General features: G+C 71.1%; 13 protein-coding genes and 3 tRNA genes. 15 read left to right on the forward strand and 1 reads right to left on the reverse strand.

Annotated elements, in window-relative coordinates:
- Positions 1–324: 324 nt before the first annotated feature.
- The 11 genes from QBL21_RS08555 to QBL21_RS08605 all read left to right on the forward strand — a co-directional run bounded on the left by QBL21_RS08555 (position 325) and on the right by QBL21_RS08605 (position 10,904).
- Positions 325–4,080, forward strand: a complete 3,756-nt coding sequence (locus tag QBL21_RS08555; protein ID WP_407561419.1) for a nitrate- and nitrite sensing domain-containing protein — start codon at positions 325–327, stop codon at positions 4,078–4,080.
- The gene (locus tag QBL21_RS08560) at positions 4,081–4,503 is read left to right on the forward strand and encodes a roadblock/LC7 domain-containing protein (protein WP_078524120.1); all 423 of its coding nucleotides are present in this window, start codon (positions 4,081–4,083) and stop codon (positions 4,501–4,503) included.
- A gap of 70 nt (positions 4,504–4,573) precedes the next feature.
- Positions 4,574–4,984: a DUF742 domain-containing protein gene (locus QBL21_RS08565; protein ID WP_344296234.1), complete on the forward strand. Its 411-nt coding sequence runs from the start codon at positions 4,574–4,576 to the stop codon at positions 4,982–4,984.
- Positions 4,965–5,558: an ATP/GTP-binding protein gene (locus tag QBL21_RS08570; RefSeq protein ID WP_181791039.1), complete on the forward strand. Its 594-nt coding sequence runs from the start codon at positions 4,965–4,967 to the stop codon at positions 5,556–5,558. Before QBL21_RS08565 ends, QBL21_RS08570 begins: the two co-directional genes overlap by 20 nt.
- A 460-nt stretch (positions 5,559–6,018) precedes the next feature.
- Entirely contained in the window at positions 6,019–8,781 is a 2,763-nt protein-coding gene (locus QBL21_RS08575; RefSeq protein WP_407566349.1) for a nitrate- and nitrite sensing domain-containing protein, read from the forward strand.
- Between the two features lie 9 nt (positions 8,782–8,790).
- Complete coding sequence (locus QBL21_RS08580) at positions 8,791–9,204, forward strand: roadblock/LC7 domain-containing protein (RefSeq protein WP_078524293.1); 414 nt, start codon at positions 8,791–8,793, stop codon at positions 9,202–9,204.
- A 167-nt stretch (positions 9,205–9,371) separates the two neighbouring features.
- Positions 9,372–9,950 (forward strand): DUF742 domain-containing protein, encoded by a 579-nt coding sequence (locus QBL21_RS08585; protein ID WP_407566350.1) that lies wholly within the window; start codon positions 9,372–9,374, stop codon positions 9,948–9,950.
- Positions 9,931–10,524 (forward strand): ATP/GTP-binding protein, encoded by a 594-nt coding sequence (locus tag QBL21_RS08590; protein WP_181791039.1) that lies wholly within the window; start codon positions 9,931–9,933, stop codon positions 10,522–10,524. The genes QBL21_RS08585 and QBL21_RS08590 overlap by 20 nt, the downstream gene beginning before the upstream one ends.
- A gap of 99 nt (positions 10,525–10,623) precedes the next feature.
- A tRNA-Gln gene (locus QBL21_RS08595) sits at positions 10,624–10,695 on the forward strand.
- A gap of 24 nt (positions 10,696–10,719) precedes the next feature.
- Positions 10,720–10,792, forward strand: a tRNA-Glu gene (locus QBL21_RS08600).
- Positions 10,793–10,828: 36 nt separating this feature from the next.
- Positions 10,829–10,904, forward strand: a tRNA-Glu gene (locus QBL21_RS08605).
- Positions 10,905–10,969: 65 nt separating this feature from the next.
- On the opposite strand, the gene QBL21_RS08610 is transcribed toward QBL21_RS08605, so the two are convergent.
- A complete protein-coding gene (locus tag QBL21_RS08610; protein ID WP_407561420.1) occupies positions 10,970–11,686 on the reverse strand; it encodes an IclR family transcriptional regulator in 717 nt (238 codons plus the stop codon).
- Between the two features lie 168 nt (positions 11,687–11,854).
- Here QBL21_RS08610 and leuC point away from each other — a divergent pair, with 168 nt between their 5' ends.
- The 4 genes from leuC (at position 11,855) to QBL21_RS08630 (ending at position 15,005) form a co-directional block, all read left to right on the forward strand.
- Positions 11,855–13,267 carry a 3-isopropylmalate dehydratase large subunit gene (gene leuC / locus QBL21_RS08615; protein WP_407561421.1) on the forward strand — a complete coding sequence of 471 codons (1,413 nt, stop codon included), beginning with the start codon at positions 11,855–11,857 and terminating at the stop codon, positions 13,265–13,267.
- Positions 13,268–13,270: 3 nt separating this feature from the next.
- Entirely contained in the window at positions 13,271–13,882 is a 612-nt protein-coding gene (leuD, locus tag QBL21_RS08620; RefSeq protein WP_407561422.1) for a 3-isopropylmalate dehydratase small subunit, read from the forward strand.
- A 126-nt stretch (positions 13,883–14,008) separates the two neighbouring features.
- The gene (locus QBL21_RS08625; protein ID WP_407561423.1) at positions 14,009–14,221 is read left to right on the forward strand and encodes a hypothetical protein; all 213 of its coding nucleotides are present in this window, start codon (positions 14,009–14,011) and stop codon (positions 14,219–14,221) included.
- A 127-nt stretch (positions 14,222–14,348) separates the two neighbouring features.
- Positions 14,349–15,005 (forward strand): HU family DNA-binding protein, encoded by a 657-nt coding sequence (locus QBL21_RS08630; RefSeq protein WP_407561424.1) that lies wholly within the window; start codon positions 14,349–14,351, stop codon positions 15,003–15,005.
- Positions 15,006–15,033: the final 28 nt, after the last annotated feature.

The following is a 15,033-nucleotide window of genomic DNA, read 5'->3' on the forward strand; positions in this document are numbered from 1 at the left end:
CCCCCTGCTTCCACCACGTGTAATGTGACTGCCACGGTGAGTAGTTGCGGTCGACCTGTTACCCCCGGGCCTTGTTGGAGATCCCGGCACTGTGCTGGAATTCCACGGACCGTCGCTGGAGTGCAGTCGACGCAGAGGCGCAACGGGGCGCCACGCGAGGGGCTGTGCGGGGAGCTTGCGCCGGTTGGTTCACGGCGGGCGGGGGCCTAAGCTCCCGCACGACCAGACAACGCTCCGGCGCATGCGCCGGAGCCGGTCCTAGAGGTTGCGACGCTAGTGCAGGGACGATTGAAGACTGACGGCAGCGTTCCGGGCGAGCCTGAGGTGCGCGGGAAGACCGATCGCGCAGCCTCTCTTCGGTACGGCCAGAGCGCGAGCTCCTCGCCGGACCGGAAAGCCGACCGCGGCAGCGCCCGAATACCCGCGCCCGAGGCCGGCGACTTCGCCAGCATGCAGCAGCCCAAGGGCTCGAAGGGCCCGGGCTCCCGGATCCTGCTGCGCAACTGGCGCATCAGCACCAGACTTGTCTCGCTCCTTGCGCTCCCCGTGGTCGCCGCGACCACGCTGGGAGCTTTCCGCATCGAGGACTCCTGGCAGAACCTCCAGCAGCTCGAGAACATGAAGCTGCTGACGGACATGACCGAAGAGGCCACCGAACTCGCCGACATGCTCCAGCAGGAGCGCGACAAGTCGGCCGGCCTCATCGTCGACGGCAACCCGAAGCACCCGGACATCACCGACGCCCGGGACGAGACCGACAAGGCCCTGATCGCCTTCACCCGGTCCGCGGACGAGATCGACACCACCGACGACGAAGACCTCGCCGGGGTCAACAACTCGCTGACGAGCGTCATCGAGAAGCTCAACCGGATCAACAGCATCCGCAAGACCGCGTACTCGGACGACACCGGCGGCGCCGCCCAGACGGTCAAGGCGTACGGCGAACTGGTCGACTCCCTGGTCTCGCTCTCCCAGGACATGGCCCTGGCCACCAGCAACCCGGACATGATCGCCAAGACCCGGGCGCTGGCCACCTTCTCCTCCGCCAAGGAGTACGCCTCCGTCCAGCAGGCGATCATCAGCGCCGCCCTCGCCGAGGAGCCGCGCGACGACTTCGCCGAGGCCGACCGGCTGGAGGCCGCCTCCGCCCAGGAGGCGGAAAGCTCCTCGCTCAAGCTCTTCGCCCACCTCTACTCCGGCCGGATCGGTCTGACGGATCTGATGCGCTCGCTGGACGGCGGCAACGCCTCCGTGCAGCAGGCCGACACGTTCGCCAAGAACCTGGTGAACAACCCGGACAGCATCAAGAACGCCGACATGAGCTACCGGCACTGGTACGAGCTGGACAGCGTCAAGATCGAAGAGATGAAGAAGATCGAGCAGCACCTGCTCCAGGAGATGGAGCAGACTGCGCGCGATCTGCGGTCCGAGGCCCAGCAGGAAGCGATCCTCAACGGCGTCCTGATCCTCCTCGTCCTGCTCATCTCGCTCGCCGGCGCCTTCGTCGTCGCCCGTTCCATGGTCCGCTCGCTGCGCCGGCTCCAGGACACCGCGCAGACCGTCGCCCAGAAGCGGCTGCCCGAGCTGGTCAGGCAGCTCTCCGACGCCGACCCGCAGGACGTCGACACCTCCGTCGAGACCGTCGGCATCAACAGCCGGGACGAGATCGGCAAGGTGGCGTCCGCGTTCGACGACGTGCACCGCGAGGCGGTCCGGCTGGCCGCCGAACAGGCGCTGCTGCGGGGCAACGTGAACGCGATGTTCACCAACCTCTCGCGCCGGAGCCAGGGACTCATCCAGCGTCAGCTCTCACTCATATCCGAACTGGAGTCCCGCGAGGCCGACCCGGACCAGCTCGAGAACCTCTTCAAGCTCGACCACCTGGCGACCCGCATGCGCCGCAACGGCGAGAACCTCCTCGTCCTCGCGGGCGAGGAGCCGGGCCGCCGCTGGACCCGCCCGGTCCCGCTGGTCGACGTGCTGCGCGCCGCCGCCTCCGAGGTGGAGCAGTACGAGCGCATCGAACTGTCCGCCGTGCCGGCCACCCAGGTCGCCGGCCGCGTCGTCAACGACCTCGTCCACCTGCTGGCCGAGCTGCTGGAGAACGCCACGTCGTTCTCCTCGCCGCAGACCAAGGTCAAGGTCACCGGCCACGCGCTGCCCGACGGCCGGGTGCTGGTGGAGATCCACGACACCGGTATCGGCCTGTCGCCCGAGGACCTCGCGGCGATCAACGAGCGGCTGGCCAACCCGCCCACGGTCGACGTCTCCGTCTCCCGCCGCATGGGCCTGTTCGTGGTCGGCCGGCTGTCCCTGCGCCACGGCATCCGCATCCAGCTCCGCCCCTCCGACTCCGGCGGCACCACCGCGCTGGTCATGCTCCCCGTCGACGTCACGCAGAACGGCGGCGGCGCGGGCGGCAAGCAGCCGGCCGGCGCCGGCGCGGGCGCGCCCGGCGCGGGCACGACCGGCCCGGGCGGCCCCGGCAAGGGCGCCCCGGCGCGCGGCGGTGCCGCGGGCCGCGCGGGCGCGATGAGCAGGCTCGGTGCCGCGCAGCAGCGCGGCCAGGTGGGGGCGGGCGCCGGCTCCGGCCGGCCCGCGCTGCCCAGCCGCGACGCCGGCGGCTCCGGCGGTCCCGGCGGCTCCGGCGGTCCTGGTGGTCCCGGCGGTCCCGGTCAGCGGCCCGGGCTGCCCGGGCGCGAACCCGCCGGCGCCGGTTCCGCGTTCGGCCGCTCGCCGGGCTCCGGCCGCGGTGCGGGGTCCGCCTTCCCCGGCGGGTCGGCCTTCGGCGCCGCACCGGGTGCGAACTCCAATTCGGGCGCCGGGCCCGGCGGCCCGCCCACCCGCGCCGGGCTGCCCGCCCGGCCGGGCGCCGACTCCGGCTCCCGCGAGCCGGCCGACGCCCAGCACACCGGCGCCGGGCTGCGCGACTCCGGCCGCGACCAGCACGACGGACCGCGGCAGCACGACGACGCCGACACCGCCCGGTTCGCCCGCCCCGACGTGTCGGGACCGCCGCCCGGCGGCGGGGCCCCGGGGATCCCGGCGTTCGGCTCCGTGCCGCCGCCGCGCTCCCCGCAGTCCCCCGTACCCGGCGACGCGGCCTCCTACGGCGGCCCGCAGGACACCGGCGCGCACCCCGTGGCCCGCCCCGGCGCCGCCCCGCACGACACCGGCGCGCACCCGTTGCCGCCGTCGGGACCCGGGTCGTACGACACGGGCGCGCACCCCGTGGCCAGGCCCGGCCCGGGGGACACCGGCGAGTACGCGATGCCGGGGCAGCGCCCGGGCCCCGGGGACACCGGCGAGTACGCCGTACCGGGGCAGCGTCCCGGTCCCGGTGACACCGGCGAGTACGCCGTACCGGGGCAGCGTCCCGGTCCCGGTGACACCGGCGAGTACGCGATGCCCGGGCAGCGCCCGGGCCCCCAGGACACCGGCGAGTACGCGGTCCCCGGGCAGCGCCGGGGCCCGCACGACACCGGCGAGTACCCGGCGGCGGTGCCGCAGCCGCAGGCCGAATCGCCCCTGGGCGACAGCCTGCTGGATGGCGGCCCCCTGCCCACCGGCGGCGACGAGACCACGCCGATCTTCGAGTCGATGGAGTCGAACTGGTTCCGCGGGACCCGCGGTCAGGGGCAGACGCCCGTGGCCCCGACCACCGCGCAGGGCGCACCGGAGGCCCAGGCCGCCGCACCGTCCGCCGCGCAGCCGGACCAGGACACCGGGGCCCAGCCCTCGGCTCCCGCGCCGCAGCCGGCCACGGCCACGCCCGCACCGGCGTGGCGGCCCTCGCCCAACGACGACCGCTGGCGGCGCGCGGAGCAGTTGCGCACGCCGCAGGCGGGCGGCGTCACCACGTCGGGGCTGCCGCGGCGGGTGCCGCGCGCCAACCTCGTCGCGGGCACCGCGCAGCAGTCCGCGAACGCCAGCGGAACCCAGGTCTCGCGTGCGCCCGACGACGTGCGCGGCAGGCTGACGAGCCTGCGCCGGGGAATCCAGCGGGGCCGCCAGGCAGGCGGCACCGGGGAGACCCTCGGCGGCAACGGCTTTGGTCCCACCTATCAGCAGGAGCGTTAGTTGAGTCCATTGAGCCAGGCGGCGCAGAATCTGAACTGGTTGATCACCAACTTCGTGGACAACACCCCGGGGGTGTCGCACACGGTGGTGGTCTCCGCCGACGGACTGCTTCTGGCGATGTCCGACGGTTTCCCGCGGGACCGTGCCGATCAGCTCGCGGCGGTGGCGTCCGGTCTGACGTCGCTGACGGCCGGTGCCTCGCGCATTTTCGAAGGCGGCAGCGTGAACCAGACGGTGGTGGAGATGGAGCGCGGCTTCCTCTTCATCATGTCGGTCTCCGACGGTTCCTCGCTCGCCGTGCTGGCGCACCCGGAGTGCGACATCGGCCTGGTTGGTTACGAGATGGCGCTGCTGGTCGACCGGGCGGGCGCGGTGCTCACCCCCGATCTGCGCGCGGAACTACAGGGCAGCCTGCTCCACTGAACCACGGTCGGCCGCCGGCCGTCCGACTTACCGACCTTCCCCATCGGCCATGTTCCCGCCCGGAGGATCCATGACCCCGCCACCCGCCTCACCCGACTCGTACGGTGGTGCTCAGCATCAGCCCTACGAAGGTGAGGGAGATCAGCCGCTGGTCCGGCCCTATGCCATGACCGGCGGCCGGACCCGGCCCCGTTATCAGCTTGCTATCGAGGCCCTGGTGAGCACGTCGGCCGACCCGATGCGGCTTCAGGGGCTGCTTCCGGAGCACCAGCGGATCTGCCACCTGTGCCGCGAGGTGAAATCCGTTGCCGAGGTCTCCGCGCTGCTGACCCTGCCGCTGGGCGTCGCGCGCATTCTGGTCGCGGACCTGGCCGAGGCCGGTCTCGTGGCCATTCACCAGCCCGGCGGCGGCGCTGATGCCGACGGAACCCCCGATGTGACTTTGCTCGAAAGGGTGCTCAGTGGACTTCGCAAGCTCTAGTGGTGTGGCCGGTTCTTCTCCGGCTCGTGCGACCACGTCGGCGAAGATCGTGGTGGCGGGTGGTTTCGGGGTGGGGAAGACCACGTTCGTCGGTTCGGTGTCGGAGATCAATCCTCTGCGTACCGAGGCGGTGATGACGTCGGCGTCTGCGGGGATCGATGATCTGTCGCAGGTGTCGGGGAAGACCACGACGACGGTGGCGATGGATTTTGGTCGTATCACGTTGGATCAGGATTTGATCCTGTATCTGTTTGGGACGCCTGGTCAGGATCGTTTTTGGTTCATGTGGGACGATCTGGTGCGTGGTGCGATCGGTGCGGTGGTGTTGGTGGATACGCGGCGGTTGGCGGATTGTTTCCCTGCGGTGGATTATTTCGAGAACTCGGGGTTGCCGTTCGTGATCGCGTTGAACGGGTTCGACGGTCATCAGCCGTACTCGCCGGACGAGGTGCGTGAGGCGCTTCAGATCGGGCCCGAGACGCCGATCCTGACCACCGACGCCCGCCACCGCTCCGAGTCCAAGTCGACCCTGATCACCCTCGTCGAGCACGCGCTGATGGCACGGCTGCGCTGAGCGCACCGGCCGGCCCGGAGGGACGTCGCGGGCCGGAGACTTCGCCAGGGGCGGGTCGCACCGTACGGTGCAACCCGCCCCTGAGGCGTTGATAACGTTTGGAAGCAGATTGAGGGGATGCGTTGCACAGGACGCAGGCGGCCGACTCCGTTCCGCTGATGCAGTCGTTGCGCTTTGTCGGTTGACGCCGCTTTCGCCCTGTTTGACGGTGCCTGCGTGATCGTACGAAGTCGTTGCCAGGCGTTTGGAATGTTTCGCCCGGCGTGCTGGAATTCGAGGAACTGACCCGAGAGTAGGCCGAGAGGTTGTTGGTCCGGTGAGGCGCAGCAGCAAGGGCCCGGCGCAGGAGACGCGGGGCAACTTCAGCCCGCCGTCGCACGCGGCGGTGCCGCCCCCTGCCGGGGCACAGCCGGCCCCGCCACCGCCGAGCGGGAGCCGGTTCTCCCCCCGCAACTGGCGGGTGGCCACCCGGCTCAACGCGATCCTGCTGATCCCGGTCCTCGTGGCCATCGTCTTCGCGGGCTTCCAGGTGAACAACTCCGTCGACACCTGGCAGGAGGCCCAGGACGCGGAGAACACCGCCAAGGTGGCCAAGGCCGCAGGGGACTACGCCGAGCGTCTCATGGCCGAGCGCGACGTCTCCGTACAGCCGCTGCTCCACGGCGACCGCGAGGCGGGCCGGGTGACCGAGGCGCGCGAGGCCACCGACGCCGCCGCGGCCGAGTTCGACCGGCAGGTCGAGGACATGCCGGACAAGCCCGGCCTGAAGCGCCGGCTCGATGCCTTCCGGGACCAGGAGAAGAACCTGGAGCAGATGCGCCAGGCGGCGTTCACGCCCCAGGCCCCCGGCACCGACACCCACCTCGGGTACGCGCAGATGTACCGCCCGCTGATGACCTTCGCCAACGAGGTGGGCCTGGGCACGAGCAACATCACCACCTACGGCCGCGCGATGTACGCGATCTCGCTGGCCAAGTCCTCCGCCTCGCTGGTCCGCTCCATCGGCACCGAGCTGCTCGTCAGCCCGCCCGAGAAGGCGGAGGTGCTGGTCGAGGAGAAGACCGCGCTGGCCTCCTTCGCCTATCTGGAGCCCATCGCGCTCGACGAGTTCAGGACCGGCAGCACCGCCGCCGACAACCGCATGCTCAAGGACGCGCTGGCCGACCAGGAGGAAGAGGCCAAGCAGCGGCTCGCCGAGGCGCAGCGGGAGGCCGAGGACGGCGGCGGCGAGTTCGCCGCGCCGCCGGAGCCCGCGGAGATGCTCGCCGGGGTCGCCGGCATCGGCGAGGGCGTCACGCCGGCGGACCTCGCCGAGCAGGGCATCACCCCGCAGACCTGGTACGCGGCATCGAGCGTGCCCATCGCCGCGTACCGCACCGTCGAGATCGAGTTCGCCGACCGCGCGGTGGCCGACGCCCACGAGATCGTCGAGTCCGCCAAACGCGACACCGTCGTCGGCGCCGCCATCGCCGTCGGCGCGCTGCTCATCGGCTTCGTGATCGCCGCGATGATGGCCCGCTCCATGGGCCGCAGCATGCGGCTGCTGCGCAACTCCGCGTTCGGCATCGCCGAGCAGCGGCTGCCGATGCTGGTCGACCAGCTCTCCCGGACCGACCCCGGCCGGGTGGACACCCGCGTCCAGCCGATCCCGCTGCACAGCAGGGACGAGATCGGCGAGGTCGCCCGCGCCTTCGACCAGGTGCACCGCGAGGCGGTCCGGCTGGCCGCCGAGCAGGCGCTGCTGCGGGGCAACCTGAACGCGATCTTCACCAACCTCTCCCGGCGCAACCAGGGCCTCATCGAGCGCCAGCTCGAACTGATCTCTGGCCTGGAGGACCACGAGGCGGACCCGGAGCAGTTGGAGAACCTGTTCCACATGGACCACCTCGCCACCCGCATGCGCCGCAACGGCGAGAACCTGCTGGTGCTCGCGGGCGAGGACACCGGCCGGCACATGGACGAGGCCATCCCGCTCGTCGACGTGCTACGCGCGGCGACCTCGGAGGTCGAGTCGTACGAGCGCATCGAGCTGGAGGGCGTGCCCGACAGCGAGATCCACGGCAGCGCCGTCACCGACCTCGTGCACCTGCTCGCCGAGCTGCTGGAGAACGCCACCACCTTCTCCTCGCCGCACACCAAGGTCCGGGTCACCGCCACCCGGCTGCCGGACCGCAGGGTGATGGTCGAGATCCACGACAAGGGCATCGGCCTGACCGCCGAGGACTTCGCGGACATCAACCACCGGCTCGCCAACCCGCCCACCGTGGACGTCGCGATCTCGCAGCGCATGGGCCTGTTCGTGGTCGGCCGGCTCGCCGACCGGCACGGGGTCCGCGTGCAGTTGCGCCCGTCCGGCGAGCAGTCGGGCACCACCTCGCTGGTGATGCTGCCCGAGGCGATCGCCTTCGGCGGCGCCACCGAGACGCCCGACCAGCAGGACGAGTTCACCGTCTCCCGCATCGTCGCCGACCGCCCGTCCTTCCAGGGCGGCGGCAACGGCTTCGCCGGCGGCCGGCCGCGCAGCGCGGCGGAGCTGGGCTTCGACGACTCCCCGTATCCGCAGGTCGAGCCGCCGCGCCCGCCGATGCCCGCGCTCGGCGGGCAGGAGGGGGTCTTCGACCCCATCCAGCGCTCGCTGCTGCGCGAGGAGCGCAGGGCCGCGCTGGAAGCGGCGGCGCAGGACCGTCCCCCGAGCTTCCGCGATCCCGAAGCGGAGGCGGCGGGTACCGATGCCTTCACGTCCGGGGGTATCTCGCCGGAGCCCGCGTACGATACGTACGGCCATGCCGAGCCCAACGCCTCGTCGAACCACTGGACGGGGCAGGGCGCGTACGACAGCCCGGCAGTACCGGAAGCGGAATCTACGGCACAGCTCGGAACCGGTCGCGGGGGCTTCGGCTTCGGCGAACCGGAACCGGCCCCGGCCGACGACGAGTGGAGGTCGGCGAACGACGAACGCTGGGAGCGCGCCGAGCAGGTGCGCGAACCGAAGGCGGGCGGGGTCACCCCCGCGGGCCTTCCCCGGCGGGTGCCCCGCCAGAACCTGGTGGAGGGCACCGCGGAGCAGGCTCCGCTGGGAGGCCCACAGGTCTCCCGGGCCCCGGAGGACGTACGCGGCAGGCTGAGCAATCTGCGCCGCGGCGTCCAGCAGGGCCGCGAGCGGGGGCCGCAGCAGAATGACGGACCGGGCGTGGGCCCCGGCACATACGATCAGGAGCGTTAGGTGAGCCCGATGAGCCAGGCGGCGCAGAACCTGAACTGGTTGATCACCAACTTCGTGGACAACACCCCGGGGGTGTCCCACACGGTGGTGGTCTCCGCCGACGGACTCCTCCTCGCGATGTCCGACGGTTTCCCGCGCGACCGTGCCGACCAGCTCGCGGCGGTGGCGTCCGGTCTGACGTCGCTGACGGCCGGTGCCTCGCGGATCTTCGAAGGCGGGTACGTCAACCAGACGGTGGTGGAGATGGAGCGCGGCTTCCTCTTCATCATGTCGATCTCCGACGGCTCGGCCCTCGCCGTGCTGGCACACCCGGAGTGCGACATCGGCCTGGTGGGTTACGAGATGGCACTGCTGGTCGACCGGGCGGGCGCCGTGCTCACCCCCGACCTGCGCGCGGAGCTGCAAGGCAGCCTGCTGAACTAGCCGACAACCGATGCACGTTGCACGCCCTCCGGGCTAAGGTGCGTCGAGTGCAGTGATGCTCCGGCACGCCGTCGGGGAAGGGGAACGCAGTGGCAGCGCACCAAGAGGTACCTCACGGCGGTGAGGACTGGCGATACGGCTACGGCCCGCAGTCCGACCGGCCGGGCATGCCGCCGCAGCACGGGATGCCCCCGCGCCCCGGCGTACCGGGCGTACCGTACGCCGCCCCCGGCGTGCCGCCGCCCCCCGGGCAGCCGCAGCAGCACCCCCAGCCGCAGCAGCCGCAGCAGCCGTCCCCGTCTCCGTACGGCGGCGGCCCGGCGCAGCACCGGGGCCGCCCCGCGCCTGCGCCGCAGCCCCAGCCGGGGGTCTCCGCCCGCGGCGCCCGCGGGGGCAGGAGCCCGCAGTCGCGGCTGGTGCGCCCGTACGCCGTGACCGGCGGCCGGACCCGGCCGCGCTACCAGCTCGCCATCGAGGCATTGGTGCAGACCACTGCCGACCCCTCCCGGCTCACTTCCCAGCTCCCCGAGCACCAGCGCATCTGCCGACTGTGCTATGAACTCAAGTCGGTCGCGGAGGTCTCCGCGTTGCTGACCCTCCCGCTGGGCGTCGCGCGCATCCTCGTGGCCGACCTCGCGGAAGCCGGCCTGGTCACGATCCACCAGCCGGGCGGCGGCGACACCGCGGGGGGTCAGCCAGATGTGACTTTGCTCGAAAGGGTGCTCAGTGGACTTCGCAAGCTCTAGTGGTGTGGCCGGTTCTTCTCCGGCTCGTGCGACCACGTCGGCGAAGATCGTGGTGGCGGGTGGTTTCGGGGTGGGGAAGACCACGTTCGTCGGTTCGGTGTCGGAGATCAATCCTCTGCGTACCGAGGCGGTGATGACGTCGGCGTCTGCGGGGATCGATGATCTGTCGCAGGTGTCGGGGAAGACCACGACGACGGTGGCGATGGATTTTGGTCGTATCACGTTGGATCAGGATTTGATCCTGTATCTGTTTGGGACGCCTGGTCAGGATCGTTTTTGGTTCATGTGGGACGATCTGGTGCGTGGTGCGATCGGTGCGGTGGTGTTGGTGGATACGCGGCGGTTGGCGGATTGTTTCCCTGCGGTGGATTATTTCGAGAACTCGGGGTTGCCGTTCGTGATCGCGTTGAACGGGTTCGACGGTCATCAGCCGTACTCGCCGGACGAGGTGCGTGAGGCGCTTCAGATCGGGCCCGAGACGCCGATCCTGACCACCGACGCCCGCCACCGCTCCGAGTCCAAGTCCACGCTGATCACGCTGGTCGAGCATGCCCTGATGGCCCGGCTCCGCTAACCCGTTTTGGAGTGCGGTCCGCGATCGGGTAATGTTCTGTCCGTCGCCGGGAACGGCGGCCACCGGAACAGAGCCCCCGCGACGGGGGTTGTGTTTTGGTGGGGTATGGTGTAATTGGCAGCACGACGGATTCTGGTTCCGTTAGTCTAGGTTCGAGTCCTGGTACCCCAGCGCAACGCAGTTGCAGATGTGCTCGCCCCCGTTGTGTAGCGGCCTAGCACGCTGCCCTCTCAAGGCAGTAGCGCCGGTTCGAATCCGGTCGGGGGTACAGGTCCTCTCCATCGCGAGGAGGGGATCGTCCAAGGCCCCCGTTGTGTAGCGGCCTAGCACGCCGCCCTCTCAAGGCGGTAGCGCCGGTTCGAATCCGGTCGGGGGTACCAGACGGAACGTCGAAGGGCCTCCCGCACTGCGGGAGGCCCTTGCTCGTGCGCCGCTGCGCCGTCCGTCATCCCGTCCTGCGCAGCGCGTCGGTGAGCCGCGCGGCGGCGTCCACGACCGCCTGGGCGTGCATCCGCCCCGGGTGCCGGGTCAGCCGCTCGATCGGTCCGGACACCGAGACTGCGGCCACCACGCGGTTCGACGGGCCGCGTACGGGCGCGGAGACGGACGCGACGCCGGGCTCCCGCTCCCCGACGGACTGGGCCCACGCCCGGCGCCGTACGCCCGACAGCGCCGTGGCCGTGAACCGGGCGCCCTGGAGCCCCCGGTGCAGCCGCTCGGGCTCCTCCCAGGCGAGCAGCACCTGCGCCGCAGAGCCGGCCTTCATGGGCAGCGTGGAGCCCACCGGGACGGTGTCGCGCAGCCCGGAGAGGCGCTCGGCCGCGGCGACGCAGATGCGCATGTCGCCCTGGCGGCGGTAGAGCTGCGCGCTCTCGCCGGTGATGTCCCGCAGATGCGTGAGCACCGGGCCCGCCGCGGCCAGCAGCCGGTCCTCGCCGGCCGCCGCCGCCAGCTCGCCGAGCCGGGGGCCGAGGATGAACCGGCCCTGCATGTCCCGCGCCACCATGCGGTGGTGTTCCAGGGCCACCGCGAGGCGGTGGGCCGTGGGGCGGGCGAGACCGGTCGCGGAGACCAGCCCGGCGAGGGTGGCCGGACCGGACTCCAGCGCGCTCAGTACCACAGCCGCCTTGTCGAGTACGCCGACGCCGCTAGAGTTGTCCATGCAACGATACTCGCGTCTCACACTGTGAAACGCAAGTTCAAATTCCCGGTGAACCCGTCACCCTGGACACACCGGCCCCCGTCCGGCGCGAGGGGAGCGGGCGGTGCCGGCGTGCACCGGCACGGACATGCGCACACGCAGTTCGCAATCAACGACGATGGGAATGCGATGGGAAGGACACTCGCGGAGAAGGTCTGGGACGACCACGTCGTCAGGCGCGCGGAGGGCGAGCCCGACCTTCTCTTCATCGATCTGCACCTGCTGCACGAGGTGACCAGCCCGCAGGCGTTCGACGGCCTGCGCAAGGCCGGCCGGCCGGTGCGCAGGACCGACCTCACCATCGCCACCGAGGACCACAACACCCCCACCCTCGACATCGACAAGCCCATCGCCGACCCGGTCTCCCGTACGCAACTGGAGACCCTGCGCAAGAACTGCGCCGACTTCGGCGTACGGCTGCACCCCCTCGGCGACGTCGAGCAGGGCGTCGTGCACGTCGTCGGCCCGCAGCTCGGGCTCACCCAGCCGGGCACCACCGTGGTCTGCGGCGACAGCCACACCTCCACGCACGGTGCGTTCGGCGCGCTGGCGTTCGGCATCGGCACCAGCCAGGTCGAGCACGTGCTCGCCACGCAGACGCTGCCGATGGCCCCGTTTCGGACCATGGCCGTGACCGTCAACGGCGAGCTGCCCGAGGGCGTCACCGCCAAGGACCTGATCCTCGCGATCATCGCCCGCATCGGCACCGGCGGCGGGCAGGGCTACGTGATCGAGTACCGCGGCGAGGCCGTCGAGAAGCTCTCGATGGAGGCGCGGATGACGATCTGCAACATGTCCATCGAGGCCGGCGCGCGCGCCGGGATGGTGGCGCCGGACGAGACCACGTTCGCGTACCTGAAGGGCCGCGCGCACGCCCCGGAGGGCTCCGGCTGGGACGAGGCCGTCGAGTACTGGCGGACGCTGCGCACCGACGACGACGCGGTCTTCGACCACGAGGTCGTCATCGAGGCCGCCGAGCTGGCCCCGTTCGTCACCTGGGGCACCAACCCCGGGCAGGGCGCGCCGCTGTCGGCGCAGGTGCCCGACCCGGCGTCGTACACCGACGCCAGCGAGCGGCACGCGGCGGAGAAGGCGCTGGAGTACATGGGCCTGACCGCGGGGCAGCCGCTGCGCGAGATCGCGGTCGACACGGTGTTCGTCGGCTCCTGCACCAACGGCCGGATCGAGGACCTGCGCTCCGCCGCCGAGGTGGTCAGCGGGCGGCACGTCGCCGACGGCGTACGGATGCTGGTCGTGCCCGGCTCCGTACGGGTCGCGCTCCAGGCCGTCGAGGAAGGGCTCGACAAGGTGTTCACGGCCGCGGGCGCCGAATGGCGGCACGCCGGCTGCTCGATGTGCCTGGGCATGAACCCCGACCAGCTCGCCCCCGGCGAGCGCTCGGCGTCCACCTCCAACCGCAACTTCGAGGGCAGGCAGGGCAAGGGCGGCCGGACGCACCTGGTCTCCCCGCAGGTCGCCGCGGCCACCGCCGTGGCCGGCCGGCTGTCCTCCCCGGCCGACCTGATCACCGCGGAGGTCTGAACCATGGAAGCCTTCACCACCCACACCGGGCGCGCCGTGCCGCTGCGCCGCAGCAACGTCGACACCGACCAGATCATCCCGGCCCACTGGCTGAAGAAGGTCACCCGGGACGGCTTCGAGGACGGCCTCTTCGAGGCGTGGCGCAAGGACCCGGAGTTCGTGCTGAACAGTGCGGCGTACCGGGGCGCCACCGTCCTGCTGGCCGGCCCGGACTTCGGCACCGGCTCGTCCCGCGAGCACGCCGTGTGGGCGCTCCAGAACTACGGCTTCAAGACGGTCGTCTCGTCCCGCTTCGCCGACATCTTCCGCGGCAACTCGCTCAAGAACGGGCTGCTGACCGTGGTGCTGCCGCAGGCGGACGTCGACCGGCTGTGGGAGCTGGTCGAGGCCGACCCGCGGACCGAGGTGACCGTCGACCTGCGGGCCCTGGAGGTGCGCGCCGGCGGTACGCCCGGCGCGCCCGCGTTCGCCGCGCCGTTCGAGCTGGACGAGAACGCCCGCTGGCGGCTGCTGAACGGTCTCGACGACATCAGCATCACCCTTCGGTACGAAGCCGACATCGCCGCTTTCGAGGCCGCCCGCCCGGCCTTCAAACCGCAGACCGTACAGGGCTGACCGGCGGTTTCCGCCCCAGCGCACGCCCCGCGCCCGCCGCCGACAGGTGGCGGGCGCGGGGCTTTGTGTGTCGGTGCGTTGGCATGCCGCCGGGCGACAACTCACCGCAGATGACACAATCGGCGCATGGATCCCGACGGCCAACTCGCGCTCTACGAGGCCGTCGCCGCCGGGCTGAAGGAGGCCCACCGCAAGGTGCGGGAGGTGGCCGCGACGGACGCCGAACGGGCAGAGCTGACAAGGCGCCTGCTCGTCATCACGGGTGCCGCGAAGCACGATCTCGCCGGAGCCGCAAGGCGGCTGGAGCGCCTGCGGCGGGAGCTGGACGACCGCTCGTAGCGGGAGTCCGTTGCGACACAAGGGTGATGAGAGACGTTTTGCCTTTGATTTGCGGTATATATCTGCCTAACGTGCGAAAAAGCTTGAACATTTCGTTCCGGCAATCAATGCCTCCGAAGGGGAAGACGTGAACAAGGCACAGCTCGTTGAAGCTATTACCGACAAGATGGGTGGCCGGCAGCAGGCCAGCGACGCCGTGGACGCCGTCCTCGACGCGATCATTCGTGCGGTCGTCTCCGGCGAGCGCGTATCGGTCACGGGCTTCGGCTCTTTCGAGAAGGTGGAGCGCCCCGCGCGCTACGCCCGCAACCCGCAGACCGGCGAGCGCGTCCGGGTCAAGAAGACCTCCGTGCCGCGGTTCCGCGCCGGGCAGGGCTTCAAGGACCTCGTCTCCGGCACCAAGCGGCTGCCGAAGAACGACACGGCCGTGAAGAAGGCCCCGAAGGGCAGCCTGTCCGGCGGCACCAAGACCACCGCCAAGGCCGCCGCCAAGAAGGCCACCAAGAGCGCCGCCAAGAAGGCCGCCACGGCGAAGAAGGCGACCGCCAAGAAGACCACGGCCAAGAAGGCCCCCGCGAAGCGGACCACCACCGCCAAGAAGTCCTCGGCGAAGAAGACGACCGCCAAGAAGTCCTCCGCGAAGAAGGCGACCGCCAAGAAGACGGCGGCCAAGAAGTCGGCCAAGAAGGCCCCGGCGAAGAAGGCCACCGCCAAGAAGGCGCCGGCCCGCAAGGCCGCCGGCCGGCGGACCACGGCCAAGAAGACCACTGCCAGGAAGCGATGACGGACCCGGCGCAGGGTCCGCAAGCGGG

This window comes from Streptomyces sp. 184, from assembly GCF_045781775.1.
Taxonomy (GTDB): Bacteria; Actinomycetota; Actinomycetes; order Streptomycetales; family Streptomycetaceae; genus Streptomyces.

Excerpts from the sequence above, each read along its gene's own strand:
- QBL21_RS08565 (WP_344296234.1), top strand. The coding sequence starts at position 4,574 with ATGACCCCGCCACCCGCCTCACCCGACTCGTACGGTGGTGCTCAGCAT.
- QBL21_RS08580 (WP_078524293.1), top strand. The coding sequence starts at position 8,791 with ATGAGCCAGGCGGCGCAGAACCTGAACTGGTTGATCACCAACTTCGTG.
- QBL21_RS08585 (WP_407566350.1), top strand. The coding sequence starts at position 9,372 with ATGCCGCCGCAGCACGGGATGCCCCCGCGCCCCGGCGTACCGGGCGTA.
- QBL21_RS08610 (WP_407561420.1), bottom strand. The coding sequence starts at position 11,686 with ATGGACAACTCTAGCGGCGTCGGCGTACTCGACAAGGCGGCTGTGGTA.
- leuC (WP_407561421.1), top strand. The coding sequence starts at position 11,855 with ATGGGAAGGACACTCGCGGAGAAGGTCTGGGACGACCACGTCGTCAGG.
- leuD (WP_407561422.1), top strand. The coding sequence starts at position 13,271 with ATGGAAGCCTTCACCACCCACACCGGGCGCGCCGTGCCGCTGCGCCGC.
- QBL21_RS08625 (WP_407561423.1), top strand. The coding sequence starts at position 14,009 with ATGGATCCCGACGGCCAACTCGCGCTCTACGAGGCCGTCGCCGCCGGG.